The 24921-nt window shown below is 66.1% G+C and carries 23 protein-coding genes and 2 pseudogenes; 17 read left to right on the forward strand and 8 right to left on the reverse strand.

The window, feature by feature from the left end; translation table 11 throughout:
• Positions 1-18 precede the first annotated feature (18 nt).
• On the reverse strand, positions 19-141 hold the full coding sequence (locus tag AC0KTM_RS28740) for a hypothetical protein (RefSeq protein WP_257790680.1): 123 nt from the start codon (positions 139-141) through the stop codon (positions 19-21).
• A gap of 320 nt (positions 142-461) precedes the next feature.
• Between AC0KTM_RS28740 and AC0KTM_RS28745 the strand changes: the two genes are divergently transcribed.
• The 8 genes from AC0KTM_RS28745 to AC0KTM_RS28780 all read left to right on the forward strand — a co-directional run bounded on the left by AC0KTM_RS28745 (position 462) and on the right by AC0KTM_RS28780 (position 9143).
• On the forward strand, positions 462-1052 hold the full coding sequence (locus AC0KTM_RS28745) for a helix-turn-helix domain-containing protein (RefSeq protein ID WP_047323886.1): 591 nt from the start codon (positions 462-464) through the stop codon (positions 1050-1052).
• A 196-nt stretch (positions 1053-1248) separates the two neighbouring features.
• Positions 1249-1989, forward strand: coding sequence for a TnsA-like heteromeric transposase endonuclease subunit (locus AC0KTM_RS28750; protein ID WP_099459185.1), 741 nt, complete (start codon positions 1249-1251; stop codon positions 1987-1989).
• 5 nt (positions 1990-1994) lie between these two features.
• The gene (locus AC0KTM_RS28755) at positions 1995-4070 is read left to right on the forward strand and encodes a Mu transposase C-terminal domain-containing protein (RefSeq protein WP_224860251.1); all 2076 of its coding nucleotides are present in this window, start codon (positions 1995-1997) and stop codon (positions 4068-4070) included.
• Complete coding sequence (locus tag AC0KTM_RS28760) at positions 4058-5083, forward strand: TniB family NTP-binding protein (protein ID WP_007172501.1); 1026 nt, start codon at positions 4058-4060, stop codon at positions 5081-5083. The genes AC0KTM_RS28755 and AC0KTM_RS28760 overlap by 13 nt, the downstream gene beginning before the upstream one ends.
• A gap of 79 nt (positions 5084-5162) precedes the next feature.
• Positions 5163-5984 carry a hypothetical protein gene (locus AC0KTM_RS28765; protein WP_065018912.1) on the forward strand — a complete coding sequence of 274 codons (822 nt, stop codon included), beginning with the start codon at positions 5163-5165 and terminating at the stop codon, positions 5982-5984.
• Between the two features lie 71 nt (positions 5985-6055).
• Positions 6056-6412, forward strand: a complete 357-nt coding sequence (gene cmtR / locus AC0KTM_RS28770; protein ID WP_007170255.1) for a Cd(II)/Pb(II)-sensing metalloregulatory transcriptional regulator CmtR — start codon at positions 6056-6058, stop codon at positions 6410-6412.
• Positions 6413-6493: 81 nt separating this feature from the next.
• The gene (locus tag AC0KTM_RS28775; RefSeq protein ID WP_033718759.1) at positions 6494-6790 is read left to right on the forward strand and encodes a DUF1490 family protein; all 297 of its coding nucleotides are present in this window, start codon (positions 6494-6496) and stop codon (positions 6788-6790) included.
• Between the two features lie 64 nt (positions 6791-6854).
• Positions 6855-9143, forward strand: coding sequence for a heavy metal translocating P-type ATPase (locus AC0KTM_RS28780; RefSeq protein ID WP_033718775.1), 2289 nt, complete (start codon positions 6855-6857; stop codon positions 9141-9143).
• A gap of 53 nt (positions 9144-9196) precedes the next feature.
• On the opposite strand, the gene AC0KTM_RS28785 is transcribed toward AC0KTM_RS28780, so the two are convergent.
• Positions 9197-9583, reverse strand: a complete 387-nt coding sequence (locus AC0KTM_RS28785) for an ArsR/SmtB family transcription factor (RefSeq protein WP_007170252.1) — start codon at positions 9581-9583, stop codon at positions 9197-9199.
• A gap of 88 nt (positions 9584-9671) precedes the next feature.
• Between AC0KTM_RS28785 and arsM the strand changes: the two genes are divergently transcribed.
• Positions 9672-10472 carry an arsenite methyltransferase gene (gene arsM / locus AC0KTM_RS28790; RefSeq protein WP_007170251.1) on the forward strand — a complete coding sequence of 267 codons (801 nt, stop codon included), beginning with the start codon at positions 9672-9674 and terminating at the stop codon, positions 10470-10472.
• Positions 10473-10573: 101 nt separating this feature from the next.
• Positions 10574-12081 (forward strand): annotated as a pseudogene (arsB, locus tag AC0KTM_RS28795) (ACR3 family arsenite efflux transporter).
• A 242-nt stretch (positions 12082-12323) separates the two neighbouring features.
• Here arsB and AC0KTM_RS28800 read toward each other — a convergent pair.
• The 3 genes from AC0KTM_RS28800 to AC0KTM_RS28810 form a co-directional block, all read right to left on the reverse strand.
• Positions 12324-12656 (reverse strand): YnfA family protein, encoded by a 333-nt coding sequence (locus AC0KTM_RS28800; RefSeq protein ID WP_007170248.1) that lies wholly within the window; start codon positions 12654-12656, stop codon positions 12324-12326.
• A gap of 440 nt (positions 12657-13096) precedes the next feature.
• A complete protein-coding gene (locus AC0KTM_RS28805) occupies positions 13097-13867 on the reverse strand; it encodes a DUF2182 domain-containing protein (RefSeq protein WP_007170247.1) in 771 nt (256 codons plus the stop codon).
• 3 nt (positions 13868-13870) lie between these two features.
• Entirely contained in the window at positions 13871-14302 is a 432-nt protein-coding gene (locus AC0KTM_RS28810; RefSeq protein WP_007170246.1) for a heavy metal-responsive transcriptional regulator, read from the reverse strand.
• Between the two features lie 121 nt (positions 14303-14423).
• Here AC0KTM_RS28810 and AC0KTM_RS28815 point away from each other — a divergent pair, with 121 nt between their 5' ends.
• The 5 genes from AC0KTM_RS28815 (at position 14424) to AC0KTM_RS28835 (ending at position 19224) form a co-directional block, all read left to right on the forward strand.
• Positions 14424-14720: a DUF1490 family protein gene (locus AC0KTM_RS28815; RefSeq protein WP_033718771.1), complete on the forward strand. Its 297-nt coding sequence runs from the start codon at positions 14424-14426 to the stop codon at positions 14718-14720.
• A gap of 55 nt (positions 14721-14775) precedes the next feature.
• A complete protein-coding gene (locus AC0KTM_RS28820; RefSeq protein WP_089150873.1) occupies positions 14776-17145 on the forward strand; it encodes a copper-translocating P-type ATPase in 2370 nt (789 codons plus the stop codon).
• 11 nt (positions 17146-17156) lie between these two features.
• A complete protein-coding gene (locus tag AC0KTM_RS28825; RefSeq protein WP_033718757.1) occupies positions 17157-17495 on the forward strand; it encodes a transposase in 339 nt (112 codons plus the stop codon).
• Between the two features lie 331 nt (positions 17496-17826).
• Positions 17827-18903 (forward strand): IS110 family RNA-guided transposase, encoded by a 1077-nt coding sequence (locus tag AC0KTM_RS28830; RefSeq protein ID WP_238955752.1) that lies wholly within the window; start codon positions 17827-17829, stop codon positions 18901-18903.
• Positions 18904-18960: 57 nt separating this feature from the next.
• Positions 18961-19224, forward strand: coding sequence for a hypothetical protein (locus AC0KTM_RS28835; RefSeq protein ID WP_007172605.1), 264 nt, complete (start codon positions 18961-18963; stop codon positions 19222-19224).
• On the opposite strand, the pseudogene AC0KTM_RS28840 reads toward AC0KTM_RS28835, so the two are convergent.
• Positions 19221-19382, reverse strand: a pseudogene (locus tag AC0KTM_RS28840) (YnfA family protein); the annotation flags it as partial. The gene AC0KTM_RS28835 and the pseudogene AC0KTM_RS28840 overlap by 4 nt on opposite strands.
• A gap of 1301 nt (positions 19383-20683) precedes the next feature.
• On the opposite strand from AC0KTM_RS28840, the gene AC0KTM_RS28845 reads away from it, so the two are divergent.
• Complete coding sequence (locus tag AC0KTM_RS28845) at positions 20684-21652, forward strand: ParA family protein (protein ID WP_047323885.1); 969 nt, start codon at positions 20684-20686, stop codon at positions 21650-21652.
• A complete protein-coding gene (locus tag AC0KTM_RS28850; RefSeq protein WP_047323911.1) occupies positions 21649-22266 on the forward strand; it encodes a hypothetical protein in 618 nt (205 codons plus the stop codon). Before AC0KTM_RS28845 ends, AC0KTM_RS28850 begins: the two co-directional genes overlap by 4 nt.
• 7 nt (positions 22267-22273) lie before the next feature.
• Here AC0KTM_RS28850 and AC0KTM_RS28855 read toward each other — a convergent pair whose 3' ends face one another.
• A complete protein-coding gene (locus AC0KTM_RS28855; protein WP_047323884.1) occupies positions 22274-24172 on the reverse strand; it encodes a hypothetical protein in 1899 nt (632 codons plus the stop codon).
• A gap of 4 nt (positions 24173-24176) precedes the next feature.
• Complete coding sequence (locus AC0KTM_RS28860; RefSeq protein WP_047323883.1) at positions 24177-24890, reverse strand: WhiB family transcriptional regulator; 714 nt, start codon at positions 24888-24890, stop codon at positions 24177-24179.
• Between the last annotated feature and the right edge of the window lie 31 nt (positions 24891-24921).

Raw genomic sequence — 24921 nt, forward strand, 5'->3', positions numbered from 1 at the left:
AGCCTGTCACACCGGATGTCAGGAAACGAGTTCTCGAGTGCCGAGGTCTTCGCGCAACCGGAACATCACCAACGCTTTGGCGTCCTTGAAGCCCTGGCTGCGGGCCGCCTCGTCCAGCTTGGCTCGCGCCTGTGCAGTCATTCGCATTGTGAATTGGGCAGACATCCTGCGGTTTTCTGAGCCCCTGCGGCTCTTGCGCCGTGGCGTCAAATCGCTTGCGCTTGCCTGCTCTGCCACCTGACCCGCCCTCCTGAGGCTGTGACGTGCTCTTTTGCATCTATTAAGTGCATTAGTGCCATTGTATGCCCTCATGCGCCGTTGCGCGGTATTCCGCGCAACGAGTGTCGGGCTATCGGCATGTACTTGATAAGGGCATTCCAGCAGATTAACGGCAATGTGTGGCGACGTGCACGGGAGTACACTAAGGCCGTTGCAGGTGCGTCGCTGGAAGGACTCGCTTCATGGTGATGGGAGGTCATCCGCAGCGCGGCAGGCCCATCACCGGCGTCCCGCAAGCGGCCCGGATGCTGGGCCGCGATGTTCGCACCGTGCGGCGGATGATTGAGTCGGGCGAGCTTGAGGGCGGCGCCTCGCTCGCTCATAAGCGCCGCCAGTGGTTCGTCTACACAGACCAACCTCTACTCCAGACGCAGGGGCGAGCGCCGGCCGCAAGACCAGAGCACGGCGAAATTGCGGCCCTGCGAGCCGAAAACGCCGACCTACGTGCCCGGGCGATGGCAGCCGAAGAGGGCGAGCGACTTCTGCTTGCTGGGCAAGCGACTTTGCGGGATGCGTTGAGGCAAAGTCAGTCCACGCTGGCTGCTGTGATGGCCGCTAATGAGAACATGCTTCGCGGGGCCGACGGTTATCGGATGGCAGCGGATGGTTACCGCGGTGCGGCCGATGAATTCCGCCAGGGCGCTGCCGGGTACGTCGAGGTGGTCAAGCAGGCACAGGCCACAATCGGGATGTTGGAAAACGTTCTTGAGAGCTATAGCGACACAATCTCTCAGCACATCACCCCCGGCCATGCAGGCGCTTTGAACACCTAAGCCACGTTGTGCCGCGCTGACAAGAATGCAGGGCCCCTCCCCCATTGGCGATCGTTGTTGGCGTCCCGTGGCCGATTAGCGCCTCGTTCCTGCGTCCAATGTCCGTTGACATCCGATGTGATGTATTGCCACCGTATCTGCGGTATCGGCGTGTCTTTGCCAATCTATCCGAGGTACCGCCGGTAGCGTTGTTTAGGTGAGTGTGGCGCCGGCGGCGCTATGGCCGCAGGTCAACGGTGGCGTTGAGGTGGAATTCAACTCCTCCGGGGGTTCTTCGCGCTTGCCGCTGGCGGAGTGTGCCGCAGTGGCCTTTGAGTTGGACTGCTCACCCGTGCGTGGTTTCCCAGCGTTTCGCGGGCAGGGCAATTATCCAGGCCTGTGGTGGTTTTCGACGACTCGTGAGCACGTTGGGTACGAGTCGTGGTCGGAGCGTGACCATTTGATCGCGCTGGACGCCGATCCCGCGGTGGTTGGTGTTGCGTCGCAGCCGTTCCGGCTCCATTGGGGTGACGGCAGGCACCACGTGCCTGATTACTTCGTGCGGTTGTCCGACGGAACGGCGACGGTTCTTGACGTGCGGGCCGATGACCGAATATCGGATGCTGATGCTGAGTTGTTCGACCGGTCCGAGCAGGCGTGCCGTTCCCTGGGATGGGCCTATCGGCGAGCGGGCGTTGCGGATCCGGTCGTGACGGCGAATTTGCGCTGGTTGTCTGGGTATCGGCATCCACGGGTGTACCGCCCGGCGGTCGCCGCAGCGTTGGAGGCGGTGTTCGACTCGGCGCGGCCGCTGATGACCGGGGTGAGACCGGTCGGTGAAGCGATCATGGTGTTGCCGGTGCTGTTTCACCTGTTGTGGCACCGGCGACTGGGCGTGGATCTTTCCGCGGCTGTCTTGACCGAGGAGTCGATCGTCGGGCCCGCGTTGTCACGATGACGGGTATGCGGTCGGGTGTCATCCGCGAGGGCGATGAAATCCGGTTATCCGACGGCGTATTCACGGTTGTCACACTTTCGGGCAGTTCAGCCAGGCTGACCGATGCGGTCGGCGGGCAGTCGGTGGTACCGCTGTCTCGGCTGCTGGGCGACCCGGCGTTGGAGTTGGTGTCAGGATCGCGACCGGCTTTGTGTTCCGAAGAAGCGTTGGCCGGGGTGCCCGAGGCTGCCGCCGAGCGGGCCCGCTGGTGGGAACGGCACTTGATCGAGGTGTTGACGGGTCGACGGGTTGATTCCGAGGCGGGTAGCCGGCCGCGGCCGGAGTTCGATCCGGCGTCGCGTTCGTTGCGGCAGCGCGAATTGGCCAAGCTCGCCGAGCTGCGCTCGGCTGGCCACGAGATCAGCTTGTACACGTTGCAGCGGCAACGCTATGCCTACGAACGAGACGGCCTGCTGGGGGTTGTGGATCGCCGGCACATTCCCCGGCGGGCGATGTTCGGCCGCGTCGACGAGCGGCTGGTGGCCGCAGTGCGGCAGGCCATCGATGACGAGACCGACGTGTCGACCGGGACGGTGAGCCGCCTGCAGCGACGGGTGACCAAATCGCTGGTGGCTCAATACGGTGCCCAGGACGCACCGGCGATGCCGTCTCAGCGGACGTTCTATCGTCTGGTGAAGAGGCTGTCGGAGGGCCGGCACACGTTCGGGTCCGCGCGCACCCGGCGTTCGTTGTCCAAACAGCCCGACGGCCCGTTCGGTGCGCTGACGGTGGCGCGCCCCGGCGAGGTGGTCGAGATCGATTCGACCCCCCTGGATGTGCGGGTGGTCCTCGATGACGGCACGGTGGACCGGGTCGAGCTGACCGGCATGGTTGACGACGCGACCTGCTCGATTCCGGCCGCGGTGTTGCGGCCCACGACCAAAGCGGTCGACGCGGCGCTGCTGCTGGCCCGAGCGTTGACGCCAGAACCGATGCGGCCGGAGTGGTCCGATGCGCTGCGGATGTCGCGGTCGGTGCTGCCGTATCGCTGTTTGACCGGCGTGGATCAACGGTTGGCCGATGCGGCCGCCCGGCCGGTGATCGCCCCGGAGACCGTAGTGTGCGACCACGGGAAGGCGTATCTGTCGCAAACCTTCCGGCAGGCGTGTTGCACGTTGGGGATCAATCTGCAGCCCGCCCACCCGGATACGCCGACCGACAAACCCAAGATCGAGCGGACCCTGCAGTCGGTGGCCACCTTGTTCGCCCAGCATGTCGCCGGGTATGTCGGCTCCAGCGTCGAGCGGCGCGGCAAGAACGCCGAACAGGACGCAGTGTGGTCGATCGTGGAGCTGCAAGCCCTGCTGGATGAGTGGATCGTCGCGGTATGGCAAAACCGGCCCCACGACGGCCTGCGTGACCCCGTCACCCCGGGCAAGGCGTTGACGCCCAACGAAAAGTACGCCGCCTTGGTCGAGGTCGCCGGGTATGTTCCGGTGCCGCTGTCGGCCGAGGACTACATCGAGTTACTGCCGTCGTGCTGGCGGCGCATCAATTCCTACGGGATCCGGGTCAACAACCGCAGCTACGACGCTAAGGCACTCAACCCCTACCGCCGCCAGCACTCGGGGGTGGAATCCAAGAAGGGCCAGTGGGAGGTGCACTACGACCCCTACGACGTGTCGCGGATCTGGGTGCGCAACCATCACGACGAGGGCTGGCTGGCCGCGACCTGGACGCATTTGCGCAGCCACCCGGTACCGTTCGGCGAATTGGTATGGCAGCATGCGCGGTCCGTGCTGGCCCAGCGCGGATGCGATCAGGCCACCGAAGCCGAGATCGCCCGCGCGGCCGATGACCTGCTCGACCGGGCCGCGCAAGGCCCCGCCCCCACCCGACAGGAATCCAAGGATCGCAGGGTGGCGGGTCGAACGCGAGCCACCGCGACACCGGCCTGGCCCCGCCCGCCGGATACCGCAGAACCCTGCGATGAGGAGCCGCCGCCAGGCGGTGACGAGGACGCCGACGACATCGAGATCGCCCAAGTCATTCCACTACCGGTGTTCGATGCACGCAAGGAGGCTGAATCGTGGCGGCTGTGAACACTTTTGCCCCGGTGAGCCAACTCGAGGACCGGCGCCAACCCACCACCACGCTCGAGGGTTGGCGCCGTTTCGTCGATGCCGATCCACCCGAGTTCACCCTGTTACCCGATGAGCAGTGGAGCACCCTGTCGGAGACCGAACGGACCAACTACAACGAAGCCCGGGTAGCGCATCACAGTGAACTGGTCGTGGTCACCACGTCGGCGATCCAGCGCATCACCAACGAAGGCCGGCTGCTGACCCTGCTCAACCAACGCGAGATCGGCGCCCGGCGCGGGCTGATCATTTCCGGGGCGGCCGCGACCGGCAAGACCACCGCGGTCAAACAACTCGGCCGATTCCACGAACTGCGTATCAGGACACGATTCGCCGACAAGTCCCGGATCCCGATCGTATACGTGACCGCGCCCCCGAAAGGCTCGGCGCGCAAACTCGCGATGGAGTTCGCGCGATTCCTGGGCCTTCCGCCGATGCAACCGCGGATGAATGTCACCGATATCGCCGACGCTGTCTGCCAGGTCCTCATCGACGCCCGAACCGACATCGTGATCGTCGACGAGATCCACAACCTCAACCTCGATACCCGGGCCGGCGAGGAACTGTCCGATCACCTGAAGTACTTCACCGAACACCTGCCCGCCACGTTCGTCTACGCCGGCATCGACGTCGAGCGCTCCGGTGTGTTCACCGGCACCCGCGGACGCCAGCTCGCCGGGCGCTGCGGTGTGATCAACACCAGCCCGTTCCCGTACGCCGGGGAATGGAAGTCGCTGGTGGCCGCGATGGAAGGCACCCTGCGGTTGCACCATCACACCGCGGGAACGCTGGTCGCCGAAGCCAAATACCTGCATCGACGCACCGGCGGAATGATCGGCAGCCTGGCGCACCTGATCCGCTCGGCTGCGATCCGCAGCATGCTCGACGAAACCGAGAACCTCACCAGGGATCTGATGGACACGGTGCTCATCGACTACGCAGCCCAAACATCGGCGCAACGCCATGCCAGCTGACGTATCAACCCCACCGGCGTGGCCGCAGGGGCCTGCCGCGCCACTACCGCGCACCGTCACACCGTTTCGTGGCGAAACGGTGCAGTCCTATCTTGATCGGCTCGCGCACGCCAACCACCTAGAACCCCGAGGTCTGCGGCGCTACCTGGCCGACGGTCCAGCGATCTGCCGTCCCCGGCCGGACTGGTTGGCAACCGCCAGCGGCCAGCCCGTGGGCATCCTTCACGCCCGGCTCATCGGGCTGGCCGCCCCCGACCGCGACACCACCCGCCAACGCCGCCACGCCCGGCCCGCATGCCGCCTGTGCATGGCACGCCGCGGTGTCTATGAGCCGGTCTACTGCTGGTTGCCCGACTACGCGACCGTCTGCTGCCGCCACCGCCGATGGATCGGTGCAGGCACCTCCACCCTCGACGATCAACGCGATCTGCGCTGCGCCCCCGCGGTGATCGCCGCAGCGCAGCGCCATGCCCGACTGGATCGGTGTCACGGCGACGCTGCGCGCTTCGCGGTCAGGGATGCCGCGCGGATTCACCGCTGCTGGGCACGCAGCACCAGCCCGTTTACGCTGCCGCCTGCCCGCGCCGACGCCGACACGCACATCGGCGCCTACCCGGACCTGATCGCCTTGGCCGCCATCCTGGCCGGCGCTCATCGCCGGATCTGGGGCACCGCGCCAGCCACACCCGCCCGTGCCCGCGCCGTCGATGCGGTCTACGTCAACGTCAGCGCCCGGTTTCCCCAGCACCGCGACCAAACCCGCCCCATCGAACAGTGGATCCACGATCAACAACTCAGCGCCACCCGCCGCGCACACCACTTCGACGCGTGGAAACCACGACCAGGTCAATCCCCGCGATCACCGTGCCCGGCTGGGCCAGCTGGGCGGCGTCAGGGCTGACGGCGGCGTGTGGAGCCATGGCACAATTCAGCCCTTGCTGACATATCAGTATCGGCTGTACTGTTTGGTGCATGCTGACGTGTGAGACGCGGGAATCGGCGCTGGCTCGGCTGGGCCGAGCGCTGGCGGATCCGACGCGGTGTCGGATTCTGGTGGCACTGCTCGATGGGGTGTGCTACCCGGGCCAGTTGGCTGCGCAGCTGGGGTTGACACGGTCGAATGTGTCCAATCATTTGTCGTGTTTGCGGGGCTGCGGGCTGGTCATCGCGACCTATGAGGGCCGGCAGGTTCGCTACGCGCTGGCCGACCCTCACCTCGCCCGTGCTCTGGGCGAGCTGGTCCAGGTTGTTTTGGCGGTGGATACCGACCAGCCCTGTGTCGGCGAGGACGCCGCATCGGGCGCAGCCGAGGCCACCGTTGGTCGATGACCATCAGTGGCAGCGATCCGGTGACCTTGAAGATCGCGGTCGCTCAATCGTAGTGAGTTGGCAGAACAGAAGGGATAAGCAGTGGCTATACATGGGTTCGTGGCCAAAGCAGCCGGGACAGTGTTCACCGGGCTGGTCGGGGTGAGCGCCTACGAGGTGCTGCGCAAGGCGGTGGGCACGGCGCCGGTTCACCGGGCAGCGGTGACCGTGACGGAGTGGGGACTGCGCGGAACTCGGAGCGCAGAGGTAGCAGCGGAGTCGGCCCGGCTGAAAGTCGCCGACGTGGTCGCCGAAGCCCGCGGACGCATCGGCGACGATGCCCCTCGGCCGCCCGCCGCCAAGGCTGACGATGACGACTGCTGCCAAGTGATGGGTTAGCCGTTTTCACGGGGAAAGGTCGATTGTGCCTACTGCTGAGGTTTCCTCCGATCACGGGGCCGCGCTGGTTGTCGTGTCTGCGGGTGCGCGACGAATACGGGTGCGTGCTAACTGGTTTCGGTTCGACGCGGTGCGGGCTGTCGCGATCGAGGACTCGGTCGCCACGGTGGCTGGTGTGGATGCGGTCCGCGCGTATCCGCGCACGGCTTCCGTGGTGGTCTGGTATTCACCCGAGCGCTGCGACACCGCTGCCATTTTGTCGGCGATCGCCGCCGCCGAGCACATCCCTGCCGAGTCGGTGCCCGCCCGGGCGCCGCACTCGGTCGAGGGAGGCAACCCCGGTGTGGTGCAGAGAATCCTCGACTGGAGCGAGCGGACGCTATCCGGCGAGCAAGCTGACAGGGTTTCACAACGACCAGTGCAACGAAGCGATGGCTGCTGCGACCACGACGACAGCCACCCTGAGTCGGAGCGGCTGTGGGGCGTTGTCAAGCTGCGGCGGGCCGCGTTCTCCGGGGTGGTGCTGACAGCCTCACTGGTGACGGCGTGGCTGACTCCATTCGGGCCGGTGGCGTTGGGATTGAAAGTCGTGGCGCTCGCGGTGGGCGCTTCGACGTTCGTGCCCTCAACCGTTAGGCGACTGACCGAGGGCCGTGTCGGTGTCGGCACGTTGATGACGATCGCCGCGCTCGGCGCTGTTGGACTCGGTCAGGTCGGCGAGGCCGCGATGCTGGCGTTTTTGTTCTCCATCAGCGAGGGTTTGGAGGAATACGCGGTGGCCCGTACCCGCCGCGGCCTGCGTGCTCTGCTGGCGCTGGTGCCGGATCAGGCCACGGTCTTGCGCGCAGGTGTCGAAACCGTGGTGGCCGCAGCCGAACTGCGCGTCGGTGATCAGATGATTGTCAAACCCGGGGAACGCCTGGCCACCGACGGCATCATTGTTGCCGGGCGCACCGCCCTGGACGTCTCGGCGATTACCGGCGAATCGGTGCCGGTAGAGGCCGGACCCGGTGATGAGGTGTTCGCCGGGTCGATCAACGGGTCCGGAGTGCTGCAGGTGGAGGTCACCGCGACCGTTGAGGACAACTCGTTGGCGCGAATCGTGCAGATCGTGGAAGCCGAACAGGCCCGCAAGGGCGCCAGCCAGCGCCTGGCCGATCGGATCGCGCAGCCGTTGGTGCCGGGCATCATGATCGCCGGGGCGCTGATCGCCGGGACGGGCAGCATCTTCGGTAACCCGCTGGTGTGGATCGAACGCGCTCTGGTGGTGCTCGTCGCCGCGTCCCCGTGCGCGCTCGCCATCGCCGTGCCGGTGACCGTCGTGGCGGCAGTCGGTGCCGCCTCGAAGATCGGGGTACTGATCAAGGGCGGTGCCGCGCTGGAAGCCCTGGGCACCATCAGTGGGATCGCGCTGGACAAAACCGGAACTTTGACCGCCAACCGGCCCACCGTCATCGACATCGCCACCACCAACGACGCCACCCGCGAAGAGGTGCTGGCGGTCGCGGCCGCGCTGGAAACCCGCAGTGAACACCCGCTGGCCGCGGCCGTCCTGGCCGCTACCCAAGCGCCGGTGGCCGCCGCGAGTGACGTGCACGCCGTTGCCGGAGCTGGGCTGACCGGCCACCTCGACGGGCAAGCCATCCGGCTGGGCCGGCCCGGCTGGATCGACCCCGCCGACCTCGCCGATCACGTAGCGCACATGCAACAAGCCGGGGCCACAGCGGTGCTCGTAGAACGCGATGACCGGCTGCTCGGTGCCATCGCCGTGCGCGACGAACTACGCCCAGAAGCTCCCGAGGTCATCACCGCGCTACGTGCCGGCGGCTACCAGGTGACGATGCTCACCGGCGACAATCACGCCACCGCGGCGGCGCTCGCCGCCCAAGCCGGCATCGAGCACGTCTATGCCGAACTGCGCCCCGAGGACAAGGCTCACCTGATCGCAGAACTGGGCGCTCACCGGCCCACCGCGATGGTCGGCGACGGCGTCAACGATGCTCCGGCCCTGGCCGCCGCCGACCTGGGAATCGCGATGGGCGCCATGGGAACCGATGTCGCGATCGAAACCGCCGACGTCGCCCTGATGGGCCAAGACCTGCGGCACCTGCCCCACGCACTAGCACATGCTCGACGCTCCCGGCAGATCATGGTGCAAAACGTCGGACTCTCCCTGGGCATCATCACCGTGCTCATGCCGCTGGCGATGTTCGGAACCCTCGGCCTGGCCACGGTCGTACTGGTGCACGAGCTTGCCGAAGTCGTCGTCATCGCCAACGGCGTACGCGCCGGACGCATAACGCCTCTTGCGGGGCCAGCACGAGACACCCGGCGGCAGGACAACTCAAGGTAGCGGCGGCCGTCACTGAATCCGAGGCATCGCAGGTCAGGCCCTCAAGCGCTGCCTCAGCCACAACGACAACGGACAACAAACACCCCGCCGAGCGCATCCAGGGCCGCGGGCACCAGCCGGTAGTACGCCCACTTGCCGCGCTGGGTTCGGTCGAGCAGGCCGGCCTCGACCAGGATCTTGAGGTGATGCGACACCGTCGGCTGGGATAGCCCCACAGTAGCGGTCAGGTCGCATACACACGCCTCGGCGCCCTCATGGCCCGCGATCATTGACACAAGCCGTAGCCGGGTCGGTTCGGCCAGCGCCTTGAGCACGCCGGCCAGCCGCTCGGCGGCGGCCGCGTCGAGTACGCCGTCGGTGATCGGGCTGCAGCACGCCGCAACGTCAGCGACCAGCAACGAGTCATCGCGTTCGGTCGGGGAGGCGATCGCGGCGGGCATGGCCCCAGTATGACACACGCATTGACAGTCATCGATGTTTCCCGCACACTGCTCACATAGATGTCTGTCGATGGAAAGAGTAGGTGCGATGACCGCCGAACACAATGAGCTGCGTGATCAGGTCCGGGCCAGCTACGGCGCCGCCGCCACCGCGATCAGCGGGGGCGCTACCAACAGCGATGTGCTGACCGCCGCGAGCTGCTGCGGGTCCAGCGACTCAGCCGATATCGGGACCATCTTCGGCGCCGGTCTCTACGGCGACGACGAGCACTCCGAGATTCCCGCTGAAGCGGTTGCGGCCAGCCTGGGTTGCGGTAACCCGACCGCGGTCGCTGACTTGCACCCCGGAGAGCGGGTGCTTGACCTGGGTTCTGGCGGCGGGATCGACGTTTTGTTGTCGGCGCGCCGGGTCGGCCCGGACGGGTTTGCTTACGGCGTCGACATGACCGACGAGATGCTGGCCTTGGCGAGGCGGAACGCCGAAGAATTCCGAGCCAAGGCCGGTGTCACCAACGTCGAGTTCCGCAAGGGCACCATCGAAGACATCCCGCTGCCCGATGCCGCCGTCGATGTGGTGATCTCCAACTGCGTGATCAACCTGTCCGCCGACAAACCGGCCGTGATCGCCGAGATGTTCCGGGTGCTGGTCCCCGGCGGGCGGATCGGGATCTCCGACGTCGTCGCCGAAGACCACCTCAGTTCGGCCGAGCGCGCCGAACGCGGCTCCTACGTCGGCTGCATCGCCGGAGCGCTGTCCCGCCAGGAGTACCTCGACGGACTGGCCGCGGCCGGGTTCACCGATGCCACGGTCACGTTCACCCACCAGGTGGCCGAAGGGATGCACGGCGCGATCATCCACGCCACCAAACCCGCCGCATCGTCTGATTGAGACAGCCGCAGCGAACGACCGCGCCACCGCGCCCCGACCCACCTCACGTTGACAGCTGCCAGTGAAGCGGTACGCCGCTCGCGCCACGGGAGAGAAACCTCATGAGTGACACCGCCATATCGACTGCTGCACCCGCAGTGGCCGCCAAGCTGTCCACCCTGGACCGGCTCTTGCCGGTATGGATCGGGGTAGCGATGGCCGCCGGCCTGCTGCTGGGGCGGCTGGTGCCCGGCCTGGGCGCGGGCCTAAGTGCCATTGAGGTCGACGGAGTCTCGCTGCCCATCGCCCTTGGGCTGTTGGTGATGATGTATCCGGTGCTGGCCAAAGTCCGCTACGACCAGCTCGGCGAGGTCACCGCCGACCGCAAACTGCTGGCGTCCTCGCTGGTGTTGAACTGGCTGATCGGGCCGGCGGTGATGTTTGCCCTGGCGTGGCTGCTACTTCCCGATCTGCCCGAATACCGCACCGGGTTGATCATCGTCGGGCTGGCCCGCTGCATCGCCATGGTCATCATCTGGAACGACCTGGCCTGCGGGGACCGCGAGGCCGCCGCAGTGCTGGTCGCGTTGAACTCGATCTTTCAGGTTCTCATGTTCGCCGCGCTGGGCTGGTTTTACCTGTCGGTGCTGCCGGGCTGGCTGGGCCTGTCCCAGACCGGGATCGAGGTCTCCCCGTGGCAGATCGCCAAATCGGTGTTGATCTTCCTCGGCGTCCCACTGTTGGCCGGGTACCTGTCCCGCCGCCTAGGCGAACGCGCCAAAGGCCGCACCTGGTACGAGTCGCAATTCCTGCCCCGCATCGGCCCCTGGGCACTCTATGGACTGCTGTTCACCATCGTCATCCTGTTTGCCCTTCAAGGTGATCAGATCACCTCCCGGCCTTTCGATGTCGCCCGCATCGCGGTGCCGCTGCTGGCCTACTTCGCGATCATGTGGGCCGGCGGCTACCTGCTCGGCGCCCTCCTCAACGTCGGGTACGAGCGCACCACCACGTTGGCGTTCACCGCTGCCGGCAATAACTTCGAACTCGCGATTGCCGTCGCGATCGCCACCTACGGCGCCACCTCCGGGCAGGCCCTGGCCGGGGTCGTGGGCCCGCTCATCGAAGTACCGGTGCTGGTCGGACTCGTCTACGTGTCCCTGGCGCTGCGTACCCGCCTCTTCGGACCCGAGTCCCAATCACGCAGTGCCCGCTGATGGCCGACAAACCCAGCGTCCTGTTCGTCTGCGTGCACAACGCCGGTCGCTCCCAGATGGCGGCCGCACTGCTGATCCACCAGTCCGGTGGCCGCATCGAGGTCCGTTCCGCGGGCACCGAACCCGCCGACCAAGTCAACCCGGCGGCCGTTGCCGCGATGGCCGAACTGGGCATCGACATCACAGCCAACAGCCCCGCGGTGCTCACCGCCGACACGGTGCAAGCCAGCGACGTCGTGATCACCATGGGCTGCGGAGACACCTGCCCATACTTCCCGGGAGTCACCTACCGGGACTGGAAACTGCCCGACCCCGCCGGCCAAGCCCTTGAGGTCGTCCGCTCCATCCGCGACGACATCGCCAACCGCGTCCAGACCCTGATCGCCGAACTGCTACCTGGCACCACTACATAACCCAAACCCACAGTCACCGAAACCTGTTGCGCCACTGAGATCCCCCCGGGTTATCCAACGCGGCAACGGCCCATGAAATGCTGGTCGACTGTCTGGCCGTACCCGGGATCGATACGGCGATCGCTGAGCGTGCCGGCCCGTCTCCGTCACCGTCGATACTGATCGGCGGGGCCGAGGTGATGCGTCCCGATCCGCCCCCGATGGGTCGGTTTGGGCCTGCCCGGCCGCCACGTGATGCTGAGCTAGTGGCCGCGAGGGGCGTACATGATCACGGCAACGCCTACCAGGCAGGCCAGGGCGCCGATCACATCCCAACGGTCGGGTCGGAACCCGTCGAGGGCCATGCCCCACGCCAGCGAGCCGGCGACGAATACGCCGCCGTAGGCGGCCAAGATCCGGCCGAAATGGGCATCGGGCTGCAGGGTGGCGACGAACCCGTACATTCCTAGCGCGATGACGCCGAGTCCCGCCCAGAGCCAACCACGTTGCTCGCGGACGCCTTGCCAGACAAGCCAGGCACCGCCGATTTCGGCGACCGCAGCCAGGACGAATAACAGGATTGAACGCGCCACCATGATTGCTGATCTTAGGAGACCGTGCCGGGGCATCGGGGCGTCCCCGGCTTCCGGACGCGGCAGCCCCACAACCCGATCGTCGACCCGTGCGCGTACCCGTGACAGACACCTGCCCCGCACACCATACTCAGAGAGCCAACCCACGGGAACCGACGTGAACACGGCAATGCGTTGGCGTTCAAATCGAATGCCGCACTGCCGGTTCAGTCAGTTCTTCGAGAACTGGGCACTCGGCACTGGACCCGCTCACGCAGGCAGCACCGGCATCCTCGATCAACCCCGCAATACTGTGCTCAAGCGCACGGATCTGAGGCGCCGCAGGTCAAACGGCCAGCAGCGCCTCAGATCAAACGACAGCGGACAGCCAGATCAAAATGTCGCCGCTAAAGCGCAGGGGCGGGTGCGTGGTTGTGTCGTCGTCGTCATGACTTAACTCCTCGCTAGACAAGGTTGATGACCAACGCGGGGTGCACCAGCAGCACAACGCCAAGGATTACGAGCACCGCCCCCGTGACGCGCGTGAGCCAATCGCCGAAGGAGGCGACTCGCTCCAGCCAGATCACCACCGAGAGCGCCAGCATCCACGCCAATTGCATGGTGCCGAAGGCGATCATGACTACGAACAGCATCCAGCAGCTGCCCAGACAAAAGACGCCGTAGCGCCCACCGGCACGAAGCGCCCGGGCCGGGCTGTCGTGGTACTTGCCGCACGGCGGGGAAACCGACAATGGCCAGTAGCAGTGCCGCAGGCACGCTGCTTTCAGCGGCGTGAGCTGATAGATCCCGGCGGCCAGCGCTATGGCGCCGGCCAGGCGGCCGACCCACGGTGATCCGTGTGCCAGTGGCCCGTTGAGGTGGCTCCACGCCCAGAAGGCGGGGATCCCGGTGGCGCTCCACAGGGCCAGGTATCCGGCGACGAAGACGATCGCTGGAGCGGCGCTGCCGGTGGCGGCGCGGGCGTAGGCGCGAACGACGGGCAGGACCGCAGGAAGCATCATCGCGGCCATCATGGCCACCCACGCGATGAGGAAACCGGCGAACGACATCATTGGCGCGGTCTCCATGGGCATTCCTGGCTCGGTGTCCATAGACATGGCGTCGCCGGTCATGCTGACCACTGACCACCACCAGCCCACCCCCGCCACACCCAGCAGGGCGGCCGGCAACCACGCATCAGTCCATGACCACTCACGCATTTCGGTGCTGTTCATGGTCTAGTGGCCGGGACCGACGGTGGCGTCGGCATCCAGGTCGCTTTCCAGAATCCAGCACACCGTGGACTGGTCATGTTCGGTGGGCGCGGCGTGCGCCGCGTGGTCGAGAAGGGTCTGCAGGTGGCCTTCGAGGGCGACCAGTTCGGCGATCTGCGCGCGGACTTGGTCCAGACGGGTGTGCAGGACCTGTTGCACGTGCCCGCACGGCACCTCACCGCGGTCGTGGATCGCCAGGATTTGGCGCACCTTCTGCAAGGTCAGCCCGGCGGCTTGGCCCCGATGGATGAACCGCAGCCGATCCACGACCTCGGGCCCGTAGTCGCGGTACCCCGACGCCGTGCGTGCCGGTGGCGGGAGCAGCCCCGCGTTCTCGTAGAAGCGAATGGTTTTCGCGCTGGTATTGCTGAGTTTCGCTAGTTCGCCGATCTGCATGGAACCCATCCTTGACCTTCCACTGTACTGGAAGGTCAAGGATGGGTTCGTGTCGCTCCGCAGCGACCGTGGCCGACTGGTCACCGTTTGGCGGTGCAACGACGGGAAGGGAGTGCTTGGTATGGCGTGGCATGGGTTCTTGATGAAGGCGGCGCCCACGGTGGTAACCGGGGTGGTGGGGGTTGCGGCGTATGAGGCAGTGCGCACGGCCGTGGCGAAGGTTCCGTTGCGCACGGCAACCGTTGCTGTGACCGCGTGGGGCATCCGGGCCGCCCGCGAAGCGCAGCGCACGGCCGAAACGAACACGGAACAGATCCGATTGACGGTCGCCGACGTGGTTGCCGAGGCACGAGAGCGCGCCGGAGAGGACACCGAACCGGCGATCGTGACGAGCCCGGGCGACGGCCATGACGACTGAGGTCCTGCCGGCCGCCGACGCCACGGCGACGGTCGTATCGGACGCGTCCGGGCGGATGCGGCTGCGCATCACCGGATTTCATGTCGATGCGGTCCGGGCCGTCGCGATCGAGGAGACTCTGGCCACGGTGCCCGGTGTGCAGGCGGTGACGGCCTATCCGCGCACGGCATCGGTGGTGATCCAGTATTCGCCGCAGCGCTGCGACACCGCGGCGGTGCTGTCGGCGATCGGCGTAGCCGAGCACATCCCTGCAGAGTTGGTGCCCACCCGTGCCCCGCATTCCGGCGATGCGCGCACCCCCGGGGTGGTGCGCAAGGCCATCGGTGGACTCCGCCGATTACTGGGCGCCCGGCCCGATAGCGACGCGCCGCGCGACACCGAGGGTAGTGGCGGCTGCGGGCAGGGACAGGGCGGTGCGTGCGGCACGGCGTCCTCGGGTGAACTGAACAGGCGTGAGCAGCGGAACTGGTTGCGGCGGTTGTGGCTGGCCATGCCGTTGGCGCTGCTGGCGTCGGTGTCGACGATGGTGTTCGGCGCCTATCCGTGGGCGGGGTGGTTGGCGTTCGCGGCGACGGTACCGGTGCAATTCGTCGCCGGGTGGCCGTTCCTGCGCGGCGCGGTGCAGCAGGCGCGGGCGGGAAGCGCCAACATGGACACGCTGATCACACTGGGCACATTGACCGCATTCGGCTACTCCACGTATGAGTTGTTCGCCGGTGGCGCACTGTTCTTCGAGACGGCGGCGCTGATCATTGCGTTCGTGGTGCTGGGTCGCTATTTCGAGGCCAGATCCACGAGCAAGGCGTCGGAGGCGATCGGCAAGCTTTTGGAGATGGGCGCCAAGGAAGCCTGCCTGCTCGTCGGCGGGCAAGAAATTCTCGTGCCGGTTGATCAGGTACAAGTCGGAGACCTGGTACGGGTACGGCCTGGGGAGAAGATCCCGGTCGACGGCGAGATCACCGACGGGCGCGCCGTCGTCGATGAGTCAATGCTGACCGGCGAGTCCGTCCCGGTCGAAAAATCGGTGGGCGACCGTGTTGCCGGTGCGACGGTCAACATCGACGGGCTGCTGACCGTGCGCGCCACCGCCGTCGGCGCCGATACCGCGCTGGCGCAGATTGTGCGCCTGGTCGAGCAGGCACAGGGCGGCAAGGCGCCGGTACAGCGACTGGCTGACCGGGTCTCGGCGGTGTTCGTCCCGGCCGTCGTCGGGGTTGCCGCGGTGACGTTTGCCGGGTGGACGCTGATCGCCGCCAACCCGGTCGCCGGTATGACCGCCGCGGTGGCGGTGCTGATCATCGCGTGCCCGTGTGCGCTGGGCCTGGCCACTCCCACGGCGATCACGGTCGGCACCGGCCGCGGCGCGGAGCTGGGGATCCTGGTCAAAGGCGGCGAGGTGATGGAAGCGTCGAAGAAGATCGACACCGTGGTGTTCGACAAAACCGGCACGCTGACCCGCGCCCAGATGCGGGTCACCGATGTGATTGCCGGCAAGCGGCGCCAGCCCAATCTGGTGCTGCAGATCGCCGCCGCGGTCGAGTCGGGCTCCGAGCACCCCATCGGCGCGGCGATCGTCGCGGCCGCGCGCGAGCTGGGGTTGCAGATTCCGGCCGCCACGGCGTTCGCCAGCCTCGCCGGCCACGGGGTGCAGGCCCAGATCGACGGCCGCACCGTGCTGGTCGGACGTCGCACACTTGTCGACGACCACGAGCTGCTGCTGCCTGAGCACCTTGCGGCGGCGGCCGCCGAACTCGAAGAGCAGGGCCGCACCGCGGTGTTCGTCGGCCGCGACGACCACGTTGTGGGCGTGCTCGCCGTCGCTGACACGGTCAAGGACGACGCCGCCGACGTGGTCGCTCAACTGCACGCCATGGGCTTGCAGGTCGCCATGATCACCGGCGACAACGCGCGCACCGCCGCCGCGATCGCCACACAGGTCGGCATCGATCACGTCCTGGCTGAGGTGCTGCCGCAGGACAAGGTCACCGAGATCGAGCGGCTACAAGACCAGGGGCGGGTGGTCGCGATGGTGGGCGACGGCGTCAACGACGCCCCCGCGCTGGTGCAGGCCGATCTGGGCATTGCGATCGGCACCGGCACCGACGTGGCCATCGAGGCCTCCGACATCACGCTGATGTCCGGCCGGCTCGACGGTGTTGTGGAGGCGATCGCGCTCTCGCGGCAGACGCTGCGCACGATCCACCAGAACCTTGGCTGGGCCTTCGGCTACAACACCGCCGCGATCCCCCTAGCCGCACTCGGTCTGCTCAACCCGATCATCGCGGGAGCGGCGATGGGGCTCTCCTCGGTCAGCGTGGTCACCAACTCGCTGCGGCTACGCCGCTTCGGCCGCCACACCCGACAAGGATCGCCCCAGACCGCCCACATGGTGGACATCCCAGATAGCGCGACGTGGGATTCGTGAAGCCAGTAGGTATGCCACAACATCGGCGCTCATTCACCCCGCAGTATCGAGTCACGGCCGCGCACATGGTGATCGACGGGCAGCGGCGAGTCGCTGAGGTAGCCCGCCAGCTAAACGTGGACACGAGCCTGCTGCATACATGGGTGCGCGATGAGCGGTGGCTGATGTCCCAGGCCCGCAGCGGTGACGGCCAGCGGCCAGATGTCGCTGGCGAACAGCCGCTTTCGGTCCAGGAGCGAGCGGATTTGGTCCGGCTAGGGCAGACCGCAGCCGAGCAGGCGCAAGAAATGGCCGGCATAGACGCGTCTCGGCACACTTTGCGACCGCAGCAGCGGCGAGCCGCGGCTTGAACTCGCCGCAAGGGAGTGCGCCTGCCACGGCGTACCCGAAATCGCCGAGCTACCGGGCGCGTCGAACTCCGGCTGCAACTGTCACCGGGTCGCGAAAATTGACAGTGATCATTGTTTCGGAGCTTGGTGGCGGGCCTGGCCCGAAAATTGACCGGCGCCGGATGGCTGCCTTTGAGTGGGATCTGCCGGTCCGTCACTGAGCCCATGCACCCGTTGAGGGCGTGCTTGGTGACCTTATAGGAGCTTGTCGTAGCAACGGGGCCCATCACTGTCTTGTCCCATCGGCCCGCGCTCAGGGTGCTGTCCGTATCAGTACCACTGAAGGAGGCCAATGCCTGCCGCATCGACCGCTGTCTTTGTCGGGGTCGACACCCACGCCGATACGCACCACGTTGCTGTCATCGACCAACTCGGACGCCACCTCGGCGACCGAGAATTCCCCGCCGATCCGGACGGCTACCGCAGCCTCCTGGACTGGATCTCCTCGATCGGATCGGTCGCCGGTGTGGGAGTGGAAGGCACCGGAACCTACGGAGCCCAACTGGGCCGGGTGTTGACGGCAGCGGGCCTGGCGGTGCTCGAGGTCAACCGGCCCGACCGTGCGACCCGGCGCGCCAATGGCAAGTCTGATCCCGTTGATGCCTACGCAGCAGCCCAAGCGGTAGCCTCCGGGCGAGCCGACAGCGTTCCGAAATCACGAGACGGCATCGTGGAGTCCATCCGTTGTCTTCGCGTGGCTCGGCGATCGGCAGTCAAGGCAAAGACTCAGTGCATCAACCAGATTCGCGGACTGCTGATCACCGGCCCGATGGACTTGCGTGAGCACATGAAACCGTTGGGAACCGTTGCATTGATCCAGGCGCTGTCGCGTCTGCGCCCCGGAACAGACCTCTCGGCGCCAGCGGCAGCGATCAGACTTACGCTTCGATCCCTGGCTCGCCGCCACCTGGCGCTCAATGACGAGATCAAAGAGCTCGACATCGTCTTGGATGAGCTGACCACCACTGCTGCTCCAGGTCTGCTGGCCAAGACTGGCGTCGGCACCGAGGTCGCCGGACAACTGTTGGTCAGTGCCGGCGACAACCCCGAACGGCTTCGTTCCGAGGCCTCCTTCGCCCATCTCGCCGGTGTTGCTCCTATCCCGGCATCCTCGGGACGCACGAACCGCCACCGGCTCAACCGGGGTGGCGACCGGGCAGCGAACAAAGCACTTCACACCGTCGCTGTCGTGCGGCTGAAATATGACGAACGCACCCGCGCCTATGCTCGCCGGCGAACCGCCGAAGGACTGTCAAAGAAGGACATCATGCGCTGCCTCAAACGGGCCATCGCCCGCGAGATCTACCAGGAACTCACGCGCCCAACACGATTCACACCCACACCCGAAGACCCAGCGGTCAGCCCTTGACAATCTATAGGAGCATCCCACCTGAGATGCTAATGACGGGTGTTGGGAGACCGTGGGATGCGGATTGAGATTCTGAGCAGCCCGGGCTGTCCGAACGCGGCAACGGCCCATGAAATGCTGGTCGACTGTTTGGCCGTGGTCGGGATCAACACGGCGATCGTTGAGCGGGTCGGACCCTTTCCGTCACCGTCGATACTGATTGACGGCACCGATGTGATGCGTCCCGATCGGCCGCCGACGGGTGACGTCTGTCGGTTGGATCTGCCCAGCCGTGACGTCATACTGACCGCGCTGCGACGGGCGATTGCGGCCGAAAGCTAGTGGCCGCGAGGAGCGTACATGTTCACGGCAACGCCGGCCAGGAAAACCAGGGGCGCCAAGCACGTCCCAGCGGCCGGGTCGGAACCCCTCGAGGGCCATACCCCACGCCAGCGAGCCGCCGACGAACACGCCTCCCCGTAGGCGGCCAGGATCCGGCCTATTTACCTCAGATCAGATGACAAACCACCCGCAACAGGATCGCCATTTGATCTGAGGCACCGCAGGTCAGACGCCCGCACCTGCCTCAGATAGAACGACAACGGACATCCAACGGCAAAACGGGCGCTCGTCATTTCGTCACTGTGACGCGTTCGGGTGGGCGTCCTGCGACGCCCATCTCCGTACTGCTTTCAATATCGTGTCGGGCTGTCTTCTCGGTATCCTTCCGCAGGTGGCGACACTCGTGGCCCGGCGCAGCGTTCGCGCCAGAGCACGCCACCCGCTGCGCAGTACCGGAGCTGGTCTGCTCAGCCGCTGGGATCAGGCCGCGGCGCCACGTCGCGTCGACTGTCTGCGTTCGCATCTCAGTCCCAGTATGGCGAGGCACCCGCGTTCAGGTGACGAGCACCGTTCGTTTCTTCACTGAGTGTTCTGCCTCGCCCTCCGTGGGAATGAGTGCCTGCGCGACCACTTCGGCGCGGGTGTGCTAAACAATTGCCCGTATTCGGCGTCCAGGGTTGAGCTGACGCTGGTGGCCGCAATTGCGGTCTGGATCGTCTAGGCAGTTCGTGCTCAGGTAAGCATAGGCGCCGCCTTCCTGGCGTTGTGGGATACCTTCGGCACCGCTTCGGCACCCATGTGTAGCGCAATGTACGTACGAGCGGTGGCCTTATGCATAGGCCTCAGCGGATGCAACCAAGCTGCAAGGCGCGGGTAGGAATCCTGGGCCCGACAGCGGCCACAGCGGTCGCGCGTGTATGGCGAGACGCGTAGGTGCACAGTCATTGCGCCATCTGCCCGTGGGCGGTGGGCATGGTATTGCCCTAGGTATGCGTCTAGGTATTGGTGACAACCTTCTTCTAGGTATGCGGCGCAGGTCCGATACGCCCTGTGTGATGGGTCTTTACGGACGTTTGAAAGGGCAGGCCTAGCGCCAATGGGGGCGGTGGTGCACTGGGTGCGGAGGCGGGGGTGAGCTGAACCGACACTCTTTCTGTATGCAGGACTACTGCCATGCGACTGGTGCTCGCCCTGTCGCTCGACGCGAAGTGCCCCAGGGTGGCCGTGACGTGATGTGCGCCTGCATGCGGCGTCGGGCGTGTTGTGGCGACGTCGGCATACCGGCAGGTGCAAGGCCTTGCGGCGAGCCTTCTTTGTGGCTGGGCGCGTCGCGCATCGGCGCGCCGGGTTGTTGCCACTACACTTCGTGAACCATGACCAGTCACACGTTGCGGCGGTCGGCGCCAGGTGTCGCCGCGGGCGCCGGTGCGCCGCGAATTCAGCTGCAAGCTGCGCTGTCATGACCGACAGCATACTGACCGTGGACGAGCCGAAGGTGACGATCAACTGGGCGCGTCTCGGGCATGTTTACGTCGTGGGGAACGGTAAAGGCGGGGTGGGTAAGACGACGACGGCCGCGCATTTGGCTGCGTTGGTTGCCTCAGATGGTGCTCGTGTGTTGCTCGTCGACCTCAATGGGCAGGGCAACATCGCTCAGGTATTGGGGTTTGCGAACACGAGCGTCGACGATAAGGGACGGAACCTTTTTTCGGCGGTGACCGCAGGTGTGCGGCTGGCGCCGATACCGGATGTCAGGCCGAACCTGGACGTGGTTCCCGGGGGGAGTTTCGTCCGGCGTATCTCGACGACGTTGGCTGCCGAGATGGGTACTTCGCGCGATAACGGGGTGCTGTTGGCGTTGGCCGATGCGTTGCAGAGCGTGGCTTCCCAGTACCAACTCATCATCATTGACTCGCCACCGGAAAACCCGCTTCTTCTTCAGCTTGCGTTGTGTGCGGCTCGCTGGGTCATCGTGCCGATGAAGACTGATGGCACCTCGCGAGCGGGGTTGCGTGAATTGGCCAGCGACATTCGTGCGATACGTGACCACAATCCCTTCCTCGTCCTGCTTGCCGTGTTCGTGTTCGCTTCGGGCACCAAGGCGACCAATATTCGGCGTGAGCTCACCGAGCAGGTCGCCCAGGATCTGGGCGCCAATAGCGATTTGATGTTGAAAAGCTTTGTCCGCCAGGCCGAGGCCGTCGCTCGCGACATCATCAAGTTCGGCCGCCTTGCCCACGAGCTCGAGCAGGAGATACCCAACAATCCCAAGCATTGGGAGTTACGTCGAGGGACAGCCAGGGGGGCTACCGTCGTTAGTAGTACCGCTCGGCCGGTGGCTGAAGATTTCGCCAAACTTGCGGCCGAGATACTCAGCCGTGCTGCCCGTAAGCGGGAACAGATGATCGAAGAAGGAGTGTGGCCGTGAGCAACCTAAGACAGCAGGATCTTCCGGCAGAGGACCTTTCTGACCTCGGTGCGCCGGCGGCTCGGGGATCGGGGTTGTCTGGGCTGCTCTCGCAGAGCGCGGGCGAGGCGCCCGCCGCAGCCCCTCAGCCACGACGCGCGTGGGAGCCCGATGCCGAACACGATGCGGTGGATGCCGGTGCGACTGCGGTGGCCGCCCCCCGCCGGCCCCGCCGGCCCGGGCGGCCGCGTACGCGCACCAAGCCTGTTACTGCGGTGTATGTCAGTCCGGGTGTCAAACAGCGCTTTGAGGCCTATCGGCACAAGCAGAAGGCGACGAATCTTCAGGTGGTTTTGGAAGCCATCAGTAGCAAGCACCATGAGCTGGCCGACATCATCAAGCAGTCGGCGTTCAGTACTGCACCGGTGAATCCTTTGTTTCCGGCCGATCCGTCGGCGGTGCGCTATGTCGGGGGAGGCAGCGTGCAGATTGGTTTCAGCGCTACACCTGAGCAAGAACAGGTACTTGACCGTATCGGCGCGGAGTTGGGTTTCGAGACCCGAAGCACCTGGATTGCTCCGGTGCTCAACGCGTTTTTGCCGGGTCGCAAAGACGGTGCGCCCGACCGCGGCTGATGGGACTCTAACCACCGCAGGCGGTCAGTACCCGGGCGCCGACCAAATCGACGAGCAATTCGATTGCCCGAGTTTCCTCGTCGATCGGGGGCGGTCCTGTGGCCAGCACGGCGCTGAGGTATTCCTCGTGGTGCCTATCGAACGCCTGGGCCAGCGTGAGGTCGGGGCCAGCCAGGCGATGTTGGGTGCTGGACTGGTCGTGTAGCTGCTCGCGGCTGAGTAACCAGGTGTGCCAGCTGGCGCGTTCTTGCTGGTGTCGGCGGGCGCGCTGGTTTTGTTGGTCCTCGAGGTGGTGGGCGGCGGCGACGTCGTCCAACGTTGTCGGGCCGGCGCTAAGGCGGCCACGATGCTGGGTAATCAGACCGGCGATTCGTAGGGCTGCGAGAGTCTCATAGCCCGTGGTGATGGCCGTGTGTGCCGCGGCGAACACGTCGCGGGGGCGTTGGATGTGCTGGTGCACGATCAGCTCGTAGATGCGCCGGTGACGGTGCCCGATGACCTTCCAGGCCAGGTGGACACCTTCGACTCGGATCGCCGCGACCGTCTCGCGGGCGACGCCCATCTGGTTCTGCTGGGTCAGCGCGTAGTAGTCGGGTTCATGTCCTTGTGCGATGCGCGTGCGCACCAGCGGTGAGCCCGGCAAGTCACGGGTTTTTCGGAGGAACTCCCAAACCGTCGTCTCACTGAGCAGTCCTGTGGCTAGCGATAGCGCTCGTCCGCCCACGCCTACCACGGGGACTCCGTTGATCACCTCTCCGGCCCGCACAGCATGTATCGCCAGGGCTTGGTAGACGGCCGCACCGATCCACCGGTAGCGGTGGCCGGGGAATTGCGCTTCCACCCAAGCCACTGCGTTGGCCAGCCACTCGCGATGCAGCTGTGGTCCCGCTGTGGTCCCCCCTGTGTGTACTTGTTCTTGTGCGCGGACTGGTCGGAAAAAGCTGCTGTTGGTGGCGGCCCAGGTCAGGGCTTTGCGCCAGTCGCGTTGCAGGGCTTTCTCGGCTCCGGCGCCATAGCGGGTGTAGGCGGTGGCCAGTCCGGTGTGCCAGGGGCGTCCTGGGGCCATGAGGGCCTGTACAGCGGCCAGGGTGTGGCCGTGTAATGCGGCGTGGGCCAGGACGGATTGGCGCGCTTCGGAGTGGCTTCGCCACGTCCGGTCGGCGGGTAGTTGGCCGGTGGTGGCGTAGGTGGTGATGCGGGTGGGCAGTGCGGTGTCGCGGGTGTATTCGGGGCGTAGTCGTTCGCGGGCGCCGCTGCCGGTGGTGGCGTCGCTGGGTGTCGAGATCGGTTTGGTGGTGGGCGATGGGCTAAGGGCGCCGAGCAGAACGTTGAGACGGGGGAGCAGGGCGGGGTCAGAGCGTGTGGTGAATGCGTCGATCGCGGTGGCTAAGGGGCCGTCGAGGATGCGGTGGCCGCCTTCGCGGCAGGGGGAGCCGGGGACGGTGATGCACCCGGTGCGGGTGTTGGCCATCGGGGTTTTGTCCAGGCTGGGTAGTCGGGCTTGCAGGAGCCGCATGAGGGGGTTGACTTCGGCGGTGGTGGCGGCGGTGCCGATGGCCAGCGGCACGATGATGTGGCGGCCGCCGCTAGTTGAGCGGTCGGTGATAGCGACCCCGCCGGCATCGGTGATCCAGCTCAGGGCGCGAGCGAAGTCTGCGTCGACGACCTGTTGGCTGTGGTGTTTGGTGTCGAAGTCCAGTGCGAGGACCTGGGTGCGGTGGTGTGAGTAGAGCAGGACCGCGGCCGGCACGGTGGGCAGGCGGCTGGTGAGGTTTTTGGTGCGGTCGAATTTGTTGGTGGTGGGGTCCCAGACGCGGATTGTGGGTCGGGCGGCGATGAGGGGGGCCAGTGCTTTCCAGGTGGCGGCGGGGCTGGCGGGAAGCGACGTGGCCGGGTTGGGGGACATGGCGTTAGGAGGCGTGGTGGGTCACGGTGAGGTCAGTGGTGTCGTGCAGGTGGCCGTGGGTGTCGAGGAAGACCCACCGGTGCTGGCGCCACAACATGGGTGTCGTGCTGGTGGTGCTGCGTGGGTCGACGAGGTATCCCAGGTCGAGCGCGGTGGGTATGTCGGTGTGTTCGATGAGGTCGATGCAGTTGCGGCAGGCTGCGATCGCGTCGGCGGGACTTCCTAGGGTGTGTGGGTGTGCGCGGCGGCGCCGGGAGAAGATCGCGGCCTGTTCGTATGTGCATGCGGGAGCCATAATTTCGCAGTGGCCGCTGGCGCGGGCGGTGATTTGTTGGGCGATGGCCGGCGCCGGTGCGGCGATGAGCAGTTTTCTGACTCGGACACGTCGGCCCGGGCGCGCTGCGCGGGTGGCGGCCGGCACGGCGGCCGGTGGTGTGACCGGTTGGAGGTCAAGCGATTTCGTGTCGGGCGGGGGCTGGGCGGGCAGGCCCAGCAGGTGCCTTTTGGCGGGAAAGTCGCCGTCAATCCAGACTCCGGCCCACATGCCGTAGGAGGGTTGACGGTGCAGTGCAGATTCGGTGCAGGGCTGCAGGGTTGGGCAGTTGAGGCATTGCTGGCGGGTATAGGTGCGCCGCTTGGCGTCAAACCAGTCGCCAGGGTGTTGCAGGCAGGACGCGACTCGTCCGGTGCTGGCGGTGTCGTCATGCTTGTGGTTCACGAGGGTGTCCTCTATCGTGAAACCAGCCCGG

This window comes from Mycobacterium sp. NTMscope_Eco_3 (genome assembly GCF_976985685.1).